The following is a 17,170-nucleotide window of genomic DNA, read 5'->3' as shown; positions in this document are numbered from 1 at the left end:
GGGCCGCCTGCAGGGCGTCTGCGGAACTCTCGAAGGCACCCTGAATTTCGTCCGGATAGGTTTGTGTGAATTCAACTCGGGGGTTGAGCTTGGAGAGCTTGTCGAGGAGCGCAGGCAATGAAACCTGTGGGGAACGTTGAATGAAGGTTAACACGAACACCCCTCCATTATGCCTGAGCGCCTCGGGTTTTGATAGGGTTTCGCGGTACGGGTTGGCAGGGGCAAGCACACCCGGGCGATGCCGTTTCTCACAATCGTGCCGGGTTTGGTCCGATGACCGGGCGTACCGTATAAAACTGTCTAATATGCCTTGTCAGCCCTCGATTGCGGGTGATTCCCAGGAGGCGGCGGAGCGTATCAAACCCAGGTATCCGCCCAGCGCCAAGAGTTCGGTGATGCTCTGCGGCACGAACCGGTGCAGGCTGTCGGATGCGACCAGCACGGAACACCACTGCCCGCGTGAGAGTGCCACGTTCAGGCGGTTAGGGGAGAGCAGAAATTCTGCGCCTCGCCCCGACACTCCGGCATTTGAGGAGGCCATTGACACGATCGTCACCGGCGCCTGCTGACCCTGAAACTTATCAACGGTTCCCACGCGCACGCCGTGACCGTCCGCATCCAGAAGCCCGGCGCGGCGCAGATGCTCCGCAATGGTATCGACCTGCGCGTTATAGGCGGCGACCACCACAATATCTTCGCCGGTGAGCTCGCGTGCGGGCTGATTCGCCCCGGGAGTCCATAAAGCACCCACGAACTCGCCCGCTAAGCGCGTGACGGCTGCCGCCTCTACTTCGGAACGTACGGTGCAGTGCTCGTGGTGAACGCCGTACATATACAGCCCGGGATCGGCAGGGATAACAGGTTCTTCCAGTGCGGGAACCTTGAGGATGCGCTCGCTCGCCGCCGCTGCCGAGTGCAGCTTCCCACCGTAGGACAGTGCAGAAACCGGCGCGCACAGCTGCGGGTGCATACGCCAGGTGACCTGCAGAAAATAACCGAATGCAGCGGGAAGTACCGACTGCCCGCCAGACAACCAGCCCAGCGCCGAGGTATCCAGCGGGTACGGATGCTCACCCACCGCAACCTGCGGCAGCTGCTGCGGATCACCCAGCAGAAGCAGATTCCGTGTGGCCCTTCCAACCGCCAGGGTGTTAGCGAGCGAGAACTGCCCGGCTTCGTCGATAACGAGTAGGTCTAGCGAGCCCTCAGGAATACGGTTCGGATTCGCAAAATCCCAGGCGGTCCCGCCAAAAAGAACGCCGGGCGAAGCTCCGGCACCGGATTTTTCGCCGCCGAGCCCACCGGATTTATCTAATAAAGCGGTCAGATCTTTATCACTGACCTCAACCCAAGGGTAATCGGGGAGCTGAGACTTGCCCTTGGCGCGCATCACCCGCTCGGCGGGAAACAGGTTACGTTCCAGGCACGCGGTCAGCATATTCTCCACGACGGCGTGAGACTGCGCCACCACACCCACTTTCGCGCCCGCCGCAACCAACCTGGCGATCACCTGCGACCCCAAGAAGGTCTTGCCAGACCCGGGCGGGCCTTGAACCGCCACATAGGAACGGTCAAGGTCACGAACCGCCGCGAGCACCGCCTCAACAGTGGGCAGCTCGGCGTGAGAAAACTCCGTCTCTTGGGGCAGGCTCACGCGGGTTTTGAGCCGCGGCGGGCGGCGTTCGATAAGGTCAAGCGTCCCGGTCGCGGCAACGTTGGGGAACGAGCCTTCAGCCTCGACCGCTACGCGCACAAGCGACGCCTCTAACTGTTTCGTTGTCACGGGTGCGCCCGGGGTGAGCCCCAGCGGGAAGGCCGCATGTTCTTCATCGTTCACACGGATGCGCTCGGCAACTACCATCACAACACGCTGCCCGCCGCCTGTCGCCAAAGTAGCGTCCTCTGCAGGTTCGCCCGGTTCCTCATACGGTTCGAGAGACATAATTTTTGCCCCGAAAAACCCGAGTCTATGCAGTGTATCTGGCACGCGGACCTGCGGGTTAGTCGCGCGAAACGCCTCCACCTGGGAATCGATGCTTTCGTATGCCTTCGCAGGCGCATCGTCGGCACTATAAAGCAGATAATGCCCGGTATCGTCGGCCTTGAGAGTGTGCGAATCCGCCAGGGTAGCGACCGCGCGCAGAGTACGCATTTTCGCCCCGCGCACGCGCTCCCAATCGGTTGCGGTCTCAACACTCTCGAAAATCACGCAATTGCGCGTATTCGCCCAATTCTCGTAGGGCTCGTGCAGGCGGCGCAGATGATCCCGCCAAAACGGCGCCTTTTCGCGGCGATAGAAATCGACACCGGAGAGGAGCATCGCCAACCGGGAATTTTCGGTAGATAGCCCCCGATTCTTCTGATTCTGCTTTTCGAGCTCGGCAAGGCGTTCCCGCAGGCGCTCAAGCTGAGCGTACTCTTCATCATCGTCGGCAGGGACGGCAGGACGCACCCGGTACGGATGCTGTGCCTTCGCGGGAATGCCCTCAAACGTCGATTCCGCCGCGGAGTCACCGGAATCCGCCCAGGATTCTTCGTCTGAATCATCGCTGCTATGAGGGACGAGCTCTGGCTCGTCAAGCGTTTCGGATGCGCCAGCTTCGGCCTCCACACGTGCCGCGCACGCCGGGCAGTCACCGCAGCTCAGCAGATCGGGAATATCGGTGAGCGCTATACCCTCCCGCCATGATGCGCGCAAAAATTCGTAGCGTTCCGTGAGGGTTTCCAGCACCGGGATCAGCCGCGCGAGCGGGTAGCGTTCCGTGCCCTGCGCGGTGCGTATTTCCACCTCGTCAGCCGCCGAATTCCCCGTACCCGCGCCGCATGAAGCCTGTGCCGCCTGCAAAAGTGTCACAACTTCGGGGTCGAGCTGGGGCGCGCCGCTATCACTACGCACGACATAAGAGGGACCGCTCGCGGTAGTGTCGTGTTCGTTCTCCCGGGTGCCTGCCGTATACCGCGAAAAATCGGCGTAGAGCGCCGTCTCGCAGTGGTGAACACGCAAAAGCTCCGCGACGGCGACTCTCGGCAGATCGTCGGGCGCGGATGCGGCAGAGGGTAAAGACACGAAACTATCCTTCGGAACGGGGTGAGTGAATATGCATGGATAGCCGCAGGGGCGCTTGCGATGCGCGGTTGCCGTATGCCCTCGGATACACTCGGCAGTCAGATAAATATACAGTATTCTGCATATTTGTGCTCTACTGCGAGCTGGGAACTTCGGCAGGGTTTTGTTCCGCCTCCTGGGAAGGTGCATCCTCCTGCGGCACGCTGCCGCCGGCGGGCGAAGTGGAAGGCGAACCATCCGGGGACTGCGAGGAATTCGGGGCAGAACCCGAACCTGTCGCATCGGGTACCGAGGACGAACCCGGTACCTGCGAGCCCGAAGGTGCGGGATTTCCCGTGGGAGCCGCGGGAGGTTCAGTACGCGCCGCTACGATCGCTGCGGCGCTATCAACCGTATCCTTCGCCCCGGGCAGAGCCTCCGCACCGCCGACGTCGTTGAGCATACTCACGAAAATCAGGCGTGTGCCGTCTGGGCGGGTCGCATACCCCGATAACGAAATGGCGGTGAACAGCGTGCCGGTCTTTGCCGCCACATGCCCCCGCGCATACTTATTCGCTTCCCCGCTAAAACGATCCTTGAGCGTACCCGAAACACCCGCAACCGGGAATCTGCGCTCAAGCTCGTCATGCTTCGGATGCGCCGCCAACGCCCCCAAGGTCTGCGCCAGGGTGCGTGCCGTCACCCGGTTCTGCAGGGACATACCGCTCACATCCGCCTGCACCAACCCGGTAACCGAAATCTTCGCCTCCTGCAGTTTCTCGCGCACAAGTTTCTGCGCCTCGGATGCGCTGCCCTCACGACCGGCGGCAATCGCCATATTGCGCCCCAGCACCTCGGCGAGCACATTATCGGACTCTAACATCATCACAAAGGCCTGATCGAGCGCGGACGCCGACTGAATCTGAGCGATCTGCTCGGCATCGGCCTCACGGGGGCGGCGGTCGGCAACCGTAAATACGTACCCTGCTTTGACCTCTGCATGCTCTTCACTCGCCTTATTGAGCACCTTCACGAACGCCTCTAGGGCGGCGATTCCGGCGTCTTGCGGGCGCGCCGGTTTATCGGGGGTGGACTGCTCGGGTACGGTGTGCGAGGCCAGCGCGATCGGGTTAATCGGGGTGATTTGCCCGGATTCGAGGTCGCCGGGCTCCCAACCGGGGTTAGTCGCGGAACCCGTGTAAATAGTGGTGTCTAGGTAGACGGGGAAGGTGCCGTGCGCGACCTTGCGTTCGTTCATCTGCTGCACGGTATCCGCAGCGAGCGTGCTCAGCCCGGCGCGCATCGTCGGCGAACCCGCAGTGGCCGGTTCCGTGGCTCCTTCCACGAGCAGAGTATCGCCGCCTGCCACCAGAAACAGCCCATTTTTACCCTGCGCCACCGAGGTTGTGAAAGTGCGTTCCGGCGCGGTCTGTGCGAGCGCAAAATAGGTCAGAATCTTCATATTTGAGGCAGGCAGGCGCGGGGTATCCGGGGCATCCGCATAGAGCTCACGTGTGCCGTCAAGGGCGGTCACGAGCATGGAATGGGCGGGGTAGGGGCGCTCCTGAAAGAGCTTATCAATCCGGGCTTTCAGGTCTTGAAGCTGCTGGGCATCCAGTACCGGAGTGGGGGTCGGCGTGGGTGTGACCGACGGGGTTATGGATGCGGTACCGCCCTGCGACTGTCCGCCGCTGGGGTTTGAGCATGCGGCAAGGAATAGCGCGGGTGCTGCACCGAGCAGGGCGCGGCGAGTGAACGGGGTGTTTATCGGTTGGGGTGAACGCATCTTAAGAGCATAACGAATTCCGCTGCGAAATACCGAGCCGGTTACACGCATCGCGAGGACTACAGGCTACCGGCTCGCCAGGATAGCGTGGATGATATTCGCGGCAACGTATCGAAAGCACGATTTTTGTGGCATTGAATGGGTGTTGTGCATGCGTTCAGGGGGTACAATGGGGGAGTTGTTCGCCGCCTTGATGCGCGGTGCAGAGGCTTACATTCATAGAAAGAGGTTCCCATGGAACTCGACGTCACGATTGAAATCCCCCGCGGCTCCCGGGTGAAGTACGAGATAGACCACGAAACCGGTCGTTTGCATCTAGATCGCGTGCTGTTTACCTCAATGCAGTATCCCACCGCATACGGCTACTTTGAGAACACACTCGGCGAGGACGGCGATCCGCTGGATGCCATGCTGGTTCTAGACGTTGATATTGTTCCCGGTGTGATCGTGGAGGCTCGCCCGGTTGCCGTCTTTAACATGACCGACGAGGCTGGTGGCGATGCGAAGGTACTGTGCGTGCCCACCGATAAGCGCTACGATCACATCAAGTCGCTGGCGGACGTGCCCGAGCAGCTCAAGGCCGAGATTCAGCACTTCTTCGAGCGCTACAAGGATCTGGAACCCGGCAAATGGGTGAAGGGTGAAGGCTGGGACGACATCGCCGCGGCAGAGAAGATGGTTCAGGAGGCAATCGACCGCTTCGCCGCTGAAGGCCACTAGGTCTTACTCGCGTTCCTGTTAATAACGGGAGCGGTTTCTTCATGCGGGAGCACCTTATTTGCTCCCGCATGAAGAAACCGCTCCCTTTTGTATTAGGGGGGGGCAAGAGCGGTTCTTGCGGTTGCTATTATGGAGCCGCAGTTTTCCCGAGGAGCTTTATTAAAAATTAATTTTATTGTCGTTGCACTGCGCTACGTGAACGTATAGTGTGGGAAATAATACGCTGTTCATTAAATCTTCTATACATACAGAGACGGATAATTAGCCCATAATCTGGGTATCTGTACGCGATATAGCATTACGTATTTCTTAATTAAGAGTTTGTTGTGCACCAGGAAATTTGCAGCATATGACGTCCTTGAATAGATATGCCGTGGTGAGGAGTATAAATGAAAGGCTTGATATGTGAATGTCGAAATGCCATTCGTTTAACTGCCACAGCAGGGGTTTCTGCGATTTTTGCGGGCGCTGATACTGCTGCGCGGACTACTGCCCCGAACGTAATGCGCAAGGTTCTTGGTACTGAAAATGTAAATGATGCGTCGCATGGCACTACCGGCAAAACTAAGCCCGTTGTCGCCCTGCGAACGCGCGCTTCAGCCCTAGCCGGGGCAATAACGGAATACATTAAGGCCATTGGGCGGAGCCGAAAAATGAAGCGGCTTTGGAATAGTGCGTCTGATATAGAGAACGCTATCCATCAAAGGACCTTGTCAATGAGGTCGGTGAATGCGCCGCAAATCCCTGGGAAGCAGTACTCAATCTTGAGGGGGTTACCTCAGCCTGCCTTCCAGAGGCTATCTTCGCAACTTTATGTGGTATCACTCGTTTGGGGCAGCGTGTCTATGTTGCGTGGAGGGCGCACGAAGGAGCGTCAGTATACGCCGGATCATCCAGAGTATGTAGCGCTGACGAGTGCACTGAAGGGTGGTTACTTCAGTGGTTTTTTCGAAGCGGTCTGTGTCTTTCTTATGATTCTCGGTGCTCGGGCTGTTGTACCAGCTTCAAAGCTTTCTGCGCTGTCTCTTCCGCGGCTGCAGATAGCTGGTATCGTATGGATTTCCTACCTCATCTTTCCGCTAGTACTCGTATTGGCGCAGCGTCTGTTGGTGGTGCGTGCGCAGCATGGCTCTCCGGGAGGACTGCTATTCGCTGTATGCGATATCTTAGTGCCGCCGCTGGTGTATCTGGTGGTAACACTAGGGATGTTTCAGGAGGTAGGCAAGGCGGCAACAGTAGGTTCCTGTGCCTTAGTTTTCTATCTGATTTACGCGGCATGGCTTAAGCCCTGGAAGCCTGGTTTAACCCGTACCCAAGTGCGTCACAAAATTCAAGAGACTAAACGGATGACCCGTGAACTGGTGATCGATATCGCTCAGGAGTACGCCGGGATGATGCAGGAGCGTGCTGAGGTTATGCAGAAGTACGCTGATGTTGATGACCCAGCTATTAAGAACCTATTTCTGCCGACTAATCGCTACCGTATACCCCTCGATTATGAAAAACGAGGAGCACTTCCGCGTAAGCGGTGAAAACACTCCAACACGTAGAGAATGCGGGAAGGGATACATATGGAGAGCAGCCAGTATACGCCGGATCACCCTGAGTATGTACCGCTGAGCGCTGCGTTGATGGGTAGTTTTATAGGGGGTTTGCTCGAAGGATTTTGCGTATTTCTGTTGATTCTTGGTGCTGGGGCTGTTGTCTCAGCCTTGGGGCTTTCTGCCCTGTCCCTCTCTTTGTATCAGGCGACTAAGACCGTACTGATTTCTTACCTCATCTTTCCGCTAGTACGCGCATTGGTGCAGCGTCCGTTGGTGGTGCGTGCACAGCACCCCTCTCCAGGAGGGAGGCTGTTTGCTGCATACGAAATCTTAGTGCCTCCACCGGTGTACTTGGTTGTGGCACTGGTAGTAACTCAAGATATAGGTAAGGCAGTAATGGTGGGGGCCTGTGCCTTAGTTTTCTATCTGGCCTACGTGGCACGGTTTAAGCCCTGGAAGCCTGGTTTCACTCGGACAGAGGTACGCAGCAAGATTGAGCAGACCAAGCAGATGACTCGTGAGATGTTTGGTGAAATTGCGCAGGAGCGTGCTGAGACGATGCAGAAGAATGCTGAGGTTGATGCCCCTGCGGTCAAGGATCTGTTCCTGCCGGGTAATCGTTATCGGACACCTCTCGATCATGACGAGAGGCGTCCCTAGCTCGCTTCTTTCTTGTGCTGCACCTGTAAGTGTCTGCGTGTTCCGGGAGCGGTTTCTTCATTTGGGAGCACTTAAAGTGCTCCCAAATGAAGAAACCGCTCCCGCTTGTGTATGTGTGTCTTCTCATCTAGAGAATTTCAAAATTTTTCCGAATAATAATTCGTATTTACTGTATTTTTAGTCTCCCTGCGGTGTAAAATTCTTGAAAACCGAACTATTATTCGTATTTTTAAGGGGGATGCGGCCATCATGCCGCACACACGATGGCTTTTCATGCAGAAGAGTTTGCTCAGAACTTCGGGCAGCGAGTGCGGCGCATCCGTAAGGAAGAACGGCTTACCCAGCTGGAACTTTCCTATATGGTGGGTGTAAGCGATAAAACGATTCGTGATATTGAACGTGGTAAGCCGGGACCATCTTTTGGGTCTGTGCTCAAAACCGCTGAAGTGCTGGGTATATACCTCGTTGTAGAAGGTGCAGATCATGCCTAATCCAGGATTCCTCAGGGCAGACATCTATAAAGCGGGACATCTAGCCGCGCGGCTCACACAGCACAGTTCGATACACTGTGCATATGAGCGAGAACAACACACAGAACCTGCTAAATGTTGAGCGCATCGCCAAAATCGTGGGCAGCCTGGCGCCCGCCGGGCCGCGCATGAAGCCCCAGGAGATGGCTGGCGTGGTCGCATCCTTGCGCAAAGCGGCGGAAGAATCCGTTGACCATGTGCACCGTATTACCGGACTTGATGCGGCACAAGACCTGCGCGACTCCGAGGTTTTGGTGGTCGATCGAAGTACCTGGGCGAAGGCGAACGCGCAGGCGTTTTCGATCATGCTCGTACCCTTCGTCAAGCCTGCATTCGAGAAGATCCAGCATAAAAAACCGCATGCTGACCTGAATAAACTCCAAGAAGGGTTGGCCTTCGAGGTCGGTGCCGTGCTCTCGTTCCTCTCCACCAAAGTGCTTGGGCAATATGAACCCTATGCGGCGCTGGCCGGGTACGGGCAGCCGGGCGGTCGTCTGATGCTGCTCGCGCCTAACGTGGTCTCCGTCGAGCGTGAACTCAACGTTGAACCCGAGGATTTTCGCCTGTGGGTGTGCCTGCACGAGCAGACGCATCGGGTGCAGTTTGCCGCCGCGCCGTGGCTGCGCGACTATTTTCTTGCCAAGATTACGGAGCTGGGTGATAGCGCCGCCAGCACTTTCGACCTCAAAGATGCTTTCCGTGCCGCAGCCCAGGCCCGCGCTGAAGAACCCGGGGAGGGGCGGGCGCATCCTGTGAAAGAAGCTACCGCAAATGCACGCAAAATTGCGAGCGAGCTGACAGCTATTATGAGTCTGCTTGAGGGGCACGCAAACGTGGTGATGGATGCCGTGGACGCCCAGATTGTGCCGACCGTCAAGACGATTCGCCGTAGGTTCAACCGCCGCAGCTCAACCCAGAAGTTCCTCACGAAGCTCATTTACCGTCTGCTGGGCATGAACAAAAAGATGGCGCAGTACCGCGATGGGCAGAAGTTCGTGCAGCATATTGTGGATGCGGTTGGCATGGAACGCTTCAATGTCGTGTGGGAGCGGCCCGAGAACTTGCCGACCGAGCGGGAGATTCACAACCCGGACGCCTGGATCAAGCGTGTGCTGGACGAGGATGCTAAGGCGGCTGTGGCTGGTGGTAGGGATGAAGAGAATACCGCGTAATCCCAGAACGGGTTATATGACAAAACCGCGTGTTTCGTGACAATTTTTGTCACATAAAATGTCACGAAACACGGGGGTGTTTATATGGTATATATACCCGTAAATCCCCGGTATAAAGCGGGACTAATCGCTGTGAGTCTTATGTTTATGTGACAAAATTACGTGACAAAACTCTAGATTTACATGACATTTTGTCATGTAAAACCCTTTTACGTGACACTTTATGTGACAAAATGCCCTGTTATATGACAAAATTTGTCGTATAACATGTCACGTAACAAAATCCTGTCAACACTAGGGGAACACCAGAACTATGGAGTGGACTGCAGAACATATTACGACGGCCCTTAATGCTCTTCGCTCTCACGGTGGTGACAGCCCCTACCTCGAACTCAAAAAAGCCAGCGGCGGCATGCCTCAAAACTTAGGTCCAACTCTGTGCGCTTTCGCAAATATGCCTGACGGCGGAACCCTCATTCTCGGAGTCGATGAAAAAGACAATTTCGCCATTACGGAAATTGAAAAACCGGCACAACTTCAGGCAAGTATCGTATCGCTGGCTCGCAATAATATCTCCCCATCACCGTACATAGAGTTTTCTACCCCGGTTCTTAACGGCAAAACTGTTCTCGTCGCCGAGGTACAAGGATTACCCATCGGCGATAAACCAGCCCGCTACAAAGGCAAAGCATATTTGCGGCAGGCTGATGGAGATTACCCTATGAACGATGCCGAACTGCGGATGCTAGAAGTCGCCAAATTTCACGCTGACGAGCAGGTTTCTTATGATGAAGCCCCCGTACCCGGCACCAGCGCGCAGAATCTCGACCAATCGCTCACCCAGGAATATGTGGGAGCCATCCGCCAAACAAGCCGCCGTCTGCGTGAGAAAAGCGATACTGACATACTGCGCCAGACAAGCGTGACAACTGCATCCGGTGAACTTACCCTTGCTGGACTTTATGCGCTCGCGAGTTACCCGCAGGGTCCACGCCCGGCACTCGAGGCAACCGCAGCCGTCATCCTTCCGGCAGATGCTCCCGGGCGGCACCAAAACCTGCAAACATTTGATGGCCCCCTCCCCGAAATGCTCAGCGATATGCTCCGCTGGACGGAAGGGAACCTACCTACCACCGCCTACTACGGGGACGACGGCAACCTCAGGAACGTTCCCATCATTCCACTTGCTATCGCCCGAGAGATTATCGCTAATGCGCTTGTACACCGGAACTTGGGACCCTACACCTTGGGACTGGGCAAAAGCGTTCATGTGCGAATCCTGCCGGATCGCCTCGTGGTCGAAAGCCCTGGAGGCGTTATTGGATTGTCTGTCCGTCAACTGGAAAGCTCGGAGCATGCGCAGGTTGCAGTGAATCAGCGTCTCTACAACATTGTGCGTCATCTGCGCACACCCGACGGAGCTCAAGTTATCGAGGGCGAAGGCGGTGGAATCCGTGAGGTTCTTGAACTCGCGCACACCTACCAGCTTCCCAAGCCGCAATTCATCAATACGGGTGTCAAATTCAAGGTTATTATTTTCTTTCCTAAAACATCGGTCAGCCATGTGATACCTGAAGTATCTCGGCGCTCGTATAGTGCCCCTCAAACGGTAACAGACCTTCCCCGACCCCACGAACCAGAACCTAGCGCTGTTTATCCAACACTAAAATCGCTGAAGAACGCCCAGGTGGTCATGGATGCTTTTGAAGGGCAAGACCGATCCGTCACCGAAATTTCGCGGTTCACCGGGTTAACGGCGCGACAGGTACGCTACGTCCTTCACGCACTTATGCGTGAAGGATACGTGGAAATGGACGCATCGGCGGGACCGCGGAATACGGTGTATCGTCTCATCACACCATAACTACCGTGAATCGCCCCAGGAGGGGGGATTCTTGCGGAATTGTCTGTAGACGGCATATACAACAGAGAAGGACAACACATGCAACATGGACGGCAGGGGCGGCTGCATCCGGCGGTGGGGAAGGCTCGCCGGGAACTGGCTCGCGCGCTGACGAACCTGCTGGGTGAAGGCGCCATCAAGGGGACCGGGCGTGCGCGGCGAGGCTCGACCGTATCGCAGCAGGGCGCAGAAACCGAGAAGCCCCTCGTGCTGGTTGCGTGCAGCGGCGGGCCAGATTCGCTCGCGCTTGCCTGTATTGCCGCGCACTTTGCGCGTCGTTCCGATGTGCGTGTGGGCGCCGTCGTGGTCGATCACGGACTGCAAGCCGACTCCGCCGAGGTTGCCGCAGCCACCGTAGAAACCCTCACGAACCTGGGGCTATATCCCGTGCTCACGGAGCGCGTGCAGGTTCCGCAGGGCAGCATGGGTCCCGAAATGGCGGCGCGCACCGCCCGCTACGGCGCCTTTGAACGCGCAGTGCAAGATACCGGCGCACGGGCTGTTCTGCTGGGTCACACCCTTGACGACCAGGCGGAAACCGTGCTCCTGGGGCTTGGGCGCGGCTCGGGCACACGTTCCCTCGCCGGAATGCCGCCCGCGCGCATCGAAAATGGAGTCACCTACCTGCGCCCCTTCCTTACTCTGCGCCGCGCCGATATGCTGAATATTTGCGAAGCCGAAGGTGCCACCCCCTGGAACGACCCCACTAACACCGATCAGACGCTCATGCGCGCTCGCATTCGGCACACAATCCTGCCGTTCCTGCAAGAGCATCTTGGTGGGGATGTGGCACTCTCTCTGGCGCGAACCGCCGCAGTCGCCGGGCCTGACGCCGAATATTTGGATGCGCTCGCTGCCACCGAGTACACCCGCCTGAAGCTGCCCGCTGGAGTTCATCTGCCGGACATTCCCGGGGCTGATACGGTGTCCGGCGACCACTCCACGGAGGCCGCCTCTGAGAAACCTACTCCCACAGTTATTACCCTGAACCGCGCGGAAACGGCGGCACTGCATCCTGCCCTCCGGATGCGCGTGCTCGCCCTGGCGACCCGCGCCGTGCAGGGGGAGAACCCCGGGTTTGAGCGGCTGCAGGCGCTTGACGAGTTCGTCGCCGAGCACGCCACTGCCGGGCCGGTGCAGCTGCCCGGGCATGTGAGCGTCTACCGCCGCCGCAGGGTGCACGATCCCCGCACCGATACACGCGTGGATGCACTGGTACTTATTTCCCAGCGGTAAGAGAAAACCTTCGACTTCATAATTCAGTTATTGTGTTGCAGCTCTCAAAGCGACTACAGTGCAGTGTTAAAATAGCAGGGTACTGAAAACCCTTAAATCTCGATATATCACAAGGATTCAGCGGCACGCGGAAGGAAAAAGTATGGGACTTTTTGGCAGCGATAAGAACCCGAGGGCGGAACTTGCCGTTCTCTTCGCGAAGGCAGACGAACCGATGGAAGCCGCCATCGATTGGGCTCGTTCCGTAGCGGACAAGGCGGGTCTTGACCCCGCGAAGGATGAGGTTCAGCTGATTCGCGAGTTGCGCCGCACAGAGCTGAATCTTGATCTGAAAACCGCAACCTACCTGGTTGAGCAGACGGCGAAGGCGGCGCGGTAGCGGTTTATCCGTGTTTTCGGGAGCATTCTTCCAAAGCACCCCAGCAGACACCCGTGAAACGTAAGCCGCGCATCAGAATTTAAGTCATACTTAAAGCGGACCAAGAAAATATACTCGACCCGGCGGAACGTTTGGGCGGGTTCGGCGTGAAGACGCCCCGGCAAGAAAGAAGAATCCGTGCAGGCTCAAGACGTGCAGGACGATCTGAAGAACGTACTCTTTACCAAGGAAGAGATTAATGCGAAAGTTGCCGAGCTGGCGGCGCGCATCGACGAAGATTACGAAGGCAAAGACGTGCTCCTCGTGGGGGTTCTCAAGGGCGCCATTATGGTGATGGCAGACCTGTCCCGCGCGCTCAAGGGGCATTACACGATGGACTGGATGGCGGTTTCTTCGTACGGATCCGGCACGAAATCCTCGGGTGTGGTTCGTATTCTCAAAGACCTTGATACCGACCTGACCGATCGTAATGTGTTGATTGTTGAAGACATTATTGATTCCGGGCTGACTCTTGCGTGGCTGCAGCAGAACCTCAAATCGCGCGGCGCGGAATCTGTGGAAATCTGCACCCTGCTGCGTAAGCCGAAGGTCGTCAAGACTGACGTTCAGGTCAAATACGTGGGCTGGGATATCGAACCTGAGTTCGTGGTTGGTTACGGGCTCGATTTCGCTGAGAAGTACCGCAACCTCGACTGCGTGGCGACGCTACATCCGCACGTATACTCCTAAAACTCGGTCGTGCGCAGCGTGCGTACAAGATTTTGGTGCCCGCGCATCCTGATGAAAATTCTGGATGCGCGGGCACGCTTATGCCTGCGCGCAGAGCTTCTCGAAACCGTGCGCTACCGCCTAGCTAATCCGTGGTCAGGGGTAAAGGTTTCCCTTGACGAGCTGTAGAGCGAAATCTATGAATAATGTGATGATTTGATGGTCATAAGGCTGTCATTCAATACGATCTGGAAACAGACGTGCTGCGTGGTGAATTTATTGGTTTGAATGGTGGCGCAGATTTTTATGCAGATAACGTTGCCGATTTGCACCGGGAAGGCACAGCAAGCCTGCAAACCTTTTTGGAGGTATGCAGAGAACAGAGTTGGGGATCGATCGCTTAGACATGCTTCTGTACGCCCGCACTGACTCCTTTTAGCCTTGAGGTGAAATGCCGCCGATGTGGGCGTAATCTGGCGGGGTTAGGGTACATTTAAAGTTGCATCTTTCTATCGTCACGGAGTGCTACGGCACGCTGCGGCGCGTACCCGGCGTGTAGCCGTCGTAAACGTAAGGAATTAAGCATTGGCGCAAAAATCCAATAACTCGCCGAACGGCCCCGATAACTTTTTAGGCAGGCTGATCAATGGTCGCTGGCTGTGGGCTATCGTTATTGCAATTGTTGTCGTGGCGTTCTCGCTGAGCTCGCTTTTTGCGCAGGGCGCACGCCAGGTAGATACCAACGTTGGTTTGCAGCTGCTCAACGACCACCAGGTGAAGAGCGCGAAAATCTATGATGGCGACCAGCGTGTTGAGCTGCAGCTGAAGGAAGACTATAAGCAGGGCAGCAACAACTACGGTTCCTCTGTGAAGTTCTACTATGTGCAGCCGCGTGCCGAAGAAGTCGTGCGGGCCATGAACGGTGCCCAGCTGGAGAGCTACACCGATCAGCCGGTGGAAAACAGCTTCTTGGGATCCCTGATCTCTCTGTTGCTGCCGGTGCTTCTTTTTGGTGCAATTTTCTGGCTGCTCATGGGTCGCATGGGCGGTAACTCCTCGGTCATGAGCTTCGCGAAGTCGCGCGCGAAGAAGTTCAACAAAGATAACCCGACCGTGCGTTTCTCCGATGTCGCCGGTGTTGATGAGGCGCTGGCTGAGCTTGAAGAGGTGCGCGAGTTCCTTGCGGAGCCCGAAAAGTTCACCCGACTAGGCGCTAAGATTCCTAAGGGCGTGCTGCTGTACGGCCCTCCCGGTACCGGTAAGACCCTGCTCGCGAAAGCTGTTGCGGGCGAGGCTGGCGCGCCTTTCTACTCGATTTCCGGTTCCGACTTTGTTGAGATGTTCGTGGGTGTGGGTGCATCCCGCGTGCGCGATCTGTTCAAGGAAGCGAAGTCTAACCCCGCCGCGATCGTCTTCGTGGACGAGATCGATGCGGTCGGTCGCCGCCGCGGCGTCGGCATGGGCGGCGGTAACGACGAGCGTGAGCAGACCCTTAACCAGCTGCTTGTCGAAATGGACGGTTTCGACGGCAACTCCAACGTGATCGTGATTGCCGCGACCAACCGCCCGGATGTGCTCGATCCCGCCCTGCTGCGCCCGGGTCGTTTCGACCGCCAGATCGGTGTGGATGCGCCCGATATGAAGGGCCGCCAGCGCATCCTGGAGGTGCACGCCGCCGGTAAGCCGATCGACCGTCGCGTCGATTTGGGGCAGGTCGCTAAGCGTACCCCCGGTTTCACGGGTGCAGACCTGGCGAACGTGATGAACGAGGCAGCCCTGCTGACCGCCCGCGATAACGGCAACGTGATTGATGACCGTGCTATCGATGAGGCTATCGACCGCGTGATGGCGGGTCCGCAGCGTACTTCGCGCATCATGAGTGAGCACGAGCGTAAGGTGACCGCGTACCATGAGGGCGGTCACGCGCTCGTGGCTGCCGCCCTGCGCAACTCCGCGCCGGTTACCAAGATTACGATTCTGCCGCGTGGTCGTGCACTGGGTTACACGATGGTAATGCCGCAGGACGATAAGTACTCGACCACGCGCCACGAGCTGCTGGACCAGATGGCCTATGCGATGGGTGGCCGCGCGGCTGAGGAAATCGTATTCCACGATCCCTCTACGGGTGCTGCGAACGATATTCAGAAGGCGAGCGATACCGCGCGCAAAATGGTAGCCGACTACGGTATGAGCGCCCTGCTGGGTTCGGTAAAGCTTGGCAGCGACGACACCGAACCGTTCATGGGCGGCGATCCTTCGGCGGCGCGTAACTACTCTGACAAGACCGCCTACAAGATCGATATCGAGGTGCGTAAACTTCTGGAAGAAGCTCATGATGAGGCTTTCCAGATTCTCGTGGAGAACCGCGATGTGCTTGACCGCTTGGCGTTCGCCCTGCTGGAGAAAGAGACTCTGCTGGAGAACGAGATCGCGGAGATTTTCAAGGATGTGCGTAAGCGCCCCGAACGCAAGCACTGGTACTCCAAGGAAGGCCGCGAACGCACCGACATTCCGCCGGTGAAGGCCCCGAGCGAACTTGCCGCAGAGAAGAACGGTCTGGAGGGCGATTCCGATCCGACCGTGGCGATGAAGGCTCCTACGACTGCATCTATGCCGACTGCGCCCGAGCACACGGTGCCGGGCCAGAACCTGCCCGGTCAGGGTGGTCAGCCTCAGCAGATGCCGCATCCGGGCACGCAGGATATTGAGGATACCGACCCGACCGTGGCGATGCCTCCACAGCAATACCCTGAGCAGCGGCAGTTCCCCGGTCAGTATCCTGAGCAGCAGTATCCGGGTCAGCAGAATGAGCAGCAGCAGAACCCGTACCCGTATAACAACCCGAACCAGAACCCCTATGGAGGGTCGGATGAGCGAGGATAACGGCTCGGGGGTAGATAAGCCGCGCATTGAGGCGGCGGTGCGGGAAATCCTGCTGGCAATCGGTGAAGACCCTGACCGTGATGGTTTACAGAACACCCCGGCGAGAGTAGCTCGCGCCTACGAGGAGTTTTTCTCGGGTCTGCACGCCGACCCCGCCGATGTGTTGGGCACGACCTTCGATATTGCCCATTCCGAGATGGTGCTGGTGAAGGATATCCCGTTCTATTCCACGTGCGAGCATCACCTGGTACCTTTCCACGGGGTGGCGCATGTTGGGTACATTCCCGGGGCTGACGGCAAGGTGACGGGGCTGAGCAAGCTGGCGCGGGTGCTTGAGGTGTATGCGCGCCGCCCCCAGGTGCAGGAGCGGCTGACTACGCAGGTGGTGGAGGCGCTGGAGGAGCACCTAAACCCGCGCGGTGCGATCGTTGTGATTGAGGCTGAGCATATGTGCATGTCGATGCGCGGCGTGCGCAAACCCGGCGCGAAAACCGTTACGAGTGCGGTGCGCGGGCAGCTCAAGAACGCGGCAACTCGTGCCGAGGCGATGAGCCTGATTTTCTCGAAGCACTAGCTTCTTATTTCGCGAGCAGGTGGTTTTTG

Annotated in this window: 15 protein-coding genes; 13 read left to right on the top strand and 2 right to left on the bottom strand. The window is 57.5% G+C overall.

The features are described 5' to 3' along the window. Positions 1–313 precede the first annotated feature (313 nt). A complete protein-coding gene (locus HMPREF3016_RS06665; RefSeq protein WP_070741215.1) occupies positions 314–3,067 on the bottom strand; it encodes a DEAD/DEAH box helicase in 2,754 nt (917 codons plus the stop codon). 133 nt (positions 3,068–3,200) lie between these two features. Next, on the bottom strand, positions 3,201–4,832 hold the full coding sequence (gene dacB / locus HMPREF3016_RS06660) for a D-alanyl-D-alanine carboxypeptidase/D-alanyl-D-alanine endopeptidase (protein WP_246828504.1): 1,632 nt from the start codon (positions 4,830–4,832) through the stop codon (positions 3,201–3,203). Between the two features lie 234 nt (positions 4,833–5,066). Between dacB and ppa the strand changes: the two genes are divergently transcribed. From ppa to folE, 13 genes are all read left to right on the top strand, one after another. After that, on the top strand, positions 5,067–5,552 hold the full coding sequence (ppa, locus tag HMPREF3016_RS06655; protein WP_048753300.1) for an inorganic diphosphatase: 486 nt from the start codon (positions 5,067–5,069) through the stop codon (positions 5,550–5,552). A gap of 815 nt (positions 5,553–6,367) precedes the next feature. After that, a complete protein-coding gene (locus HMPREF3016_RS11330) occupies positions 6,368–7,084 on the top strand; it encodes a hypothetical protein (RefSeq protein ID WP_246828503.1) in 717 nt (238 codons plus the stop codon). Positions 7,085–7,123: 39 nt separating this feature from the next. Continuing rightward, positions 7,124–7,756, top strand: a complete 633-nt coding sequence (locus HMPREF3016_RS06645) for a hypothetical protein (protein ID WP_070741206.1) — start codon at positions 7,124–7,126, stop codon at positions 7,754–7,756. Between the two features lie 263 nt (positions 7,757–8,019). Beyond that, entirely contained in the window at positions 8,020–8,247 is a 228-nt protein-coding gene (locus HMPREF3016_RS06640) for a helix-turn-helix transcriptional regulator (protein ID WP_004005772.1), read from the top strand. An 83-nt stretch (positions 8,248–8,330) separates the two neighbouring features. Further along, positions 8,331–9,458, top strand: a complete 1,128-nt coding sequence (locus HMPREF3016_RS06635; protein WP_070741204.1) for a zinc-dependent metalloprotease — start codon at positions 8,331–8,333, stop codon at positions 9,456–9,458. Between the two features lie 313 nt (positions 9,459–9,771). Continuing rightward, positions 9,772–11,322, top strand: a complete 1,551-nt coding sequence (locus HMPREF3016_RS06630) for an ATP-binding protein (RefSeq protein WP_070741202.1) — start codon at positions 9,772–9,774, stop codon at positions 11,320–11,322. A 78-nt stretch (positions 11,323–11,400) separates the two neighbouring features. Next, complete coding sequence (gene tilS / locus HMPREF3016_RS06625) at positions 11,401–12,597, top strand: tRNA lysidine(34) synthetase TilS (protein WP_070450602.1); 1,197 nt, start codon at positions 11,401–11,403, stop codon at positions 12,595–12,597. A gap of 142 nt (positions 12,598–12,739) precedes the next feature. Continuing rightward, the gene (locus HMPREF3016_RS06620) at positions 12,740–12,976 is read left to right on the top strand and encodes a hypothetical protein (protein ID WP_070450600.1); all 237 of its coding nucleotides are present in this window, start codon (positions 12,740–12,742) and stop codon (positions 12,974–12,976) included. A 177-nt stretch (positions 12,977–13,153) separates the two neighbouring features. Next, positions 13,154–13,705, top strand: a complete 552-nt coding sequence (hpt, locus tag HMPREF3016_RS06615; protein ID WP_048753308.1) for a hypoxanthine phosphoribosyltransferase — start codon at positions 13,154–13,156, stop codon at positions 13,703–13,705. Between the two features lie 18 nt (positions 13,706–13,723). Next, on the top strand, positions 13,724–13,873 hold the full coding sequence (locus tag HMPREF3016_RS11140) for a hypothetical protein (RefSeq protein WP_210399794.1): 150 nt from the start codon (positions 13,724–13,726) through the stop codon (positions 13,871–13,873). Between the two features lie 71 nt (positions 13,874–13,944). Then, on the top strand, positions 13,945–14,088 hold the full coding sequence (locus HMPREF3016_RS11135; protein ID WP_210399793.1) for a hypothetical protein: 144 nt from the start codon (positions 13,945–13,947) through the stop codon (positions 14,086–14,088). Positions 14,089–14,269: 181 nt separating this feature from the next. Then, positions 14,270–16,567 (top strand): ATP-dependent zinc metalloprotease FtsH, encoded by a 2,298-nt coding sequence (gene ftsH, locus HMPREF3016_RS06605; protein WP_070741201.1) that lies wholly within the window; start codon positions 14,270–14,272, stop codon positions 16,565–16,567. Continuing rightward, on the top strand, positions 16,554–17,141 hold the full coding sequence (folE, locus tag HMPREF3016_RS06600; protein WP_041321610.1) for a GTP cyclohydrolase I FolE: 588 nt from the start codon (positions 16,554–16,556) through the stop codon (positions 17,139–17,141). The genes ftsH and folE overlap by 14 nt, the downstream gene beginning before the upstream one ends. The last annotated feature ends 29 nt before the right edge of the window (positions 17,142–17,170 follow it).

Origin of the sequence: Rothia sp. HMSC065D02 (assembly GCF_001815285.1) — a bacterium.
In the GTDB taxonomy this organism is placed as follows: Bacteria; Actinomycetota; Actinomycetes; order Actinomycetales; family Micrococcaceae; genus Rothia; species Rothia dentocariosa.
This window is presented reverse-complemented; position numbering and strand designations above follow the sequence as displayed.

Bases quoted from the DNA above. Each gene is read 5' to 3' on its own strand.
- HMPREF3016_RS06620 (WP_070450600.1), top strand. From the start codon at position 12,740: ATGGGACTTTTTGGCAGCGATAAGAACCCGAGGGCGGAACTTGCCGTT.
- HMPREF3016_RS06635 (WP_070741204.1), top strand. From the start codon at position 8,331: ATGAGCGAGAACAACACACAGAACCTGCTAAATGTTGAGCGCATCGCC.
- ppa (WP_048753300.1), top strand. From the start codon at position 5,067: ATGGAACTCGACGTCACGATTGAAATCCCCCGCGGCTCCCGGGTGAAG.
- dacB (WP_246828504.1), bottom strand. From the start codon at position 4,832: ATGCGTTCACCCCAACCGATAAACACCCCGTTCACTCGCCGCGCCCTG.
- HMPREF3016_RS06640 (WP_004005772.1), top strand. From the start codon at position 8,020: ATGGCTTTTCATGCAGAAGAGTTTGCTCAGAACTTCGGGCAGCGAGTG.
- tilS (WP_070450602.1), top strand. From the start codon at position 11,401: ATGCAACATGGACGGCAGGGGCGGCTGCATCCGGCGGTGGGGAAGGCT.
- HMPREF3016_RS06645 (WP_070741206.1), top strand. From the start codon at position 7,124: ATGGAGAGCAGCCAGTATACGCCGGATCACCCTGAGTATGTACCGCTG.
- folE (WP_041321610.1), top strand. From the start codon at position 16,554: ATGAGCGAGGATAACGGCTCGGGGGTAGATAAGCCGCGCATTGAGGCG.
- HMPREF3016_RS06630 (WP_070741202.1), top strand. From the start codon at position 9,772: ATGGAGTGGACTGCAGAACATATTACGACGGCCCTTAATGCTCTTCGC.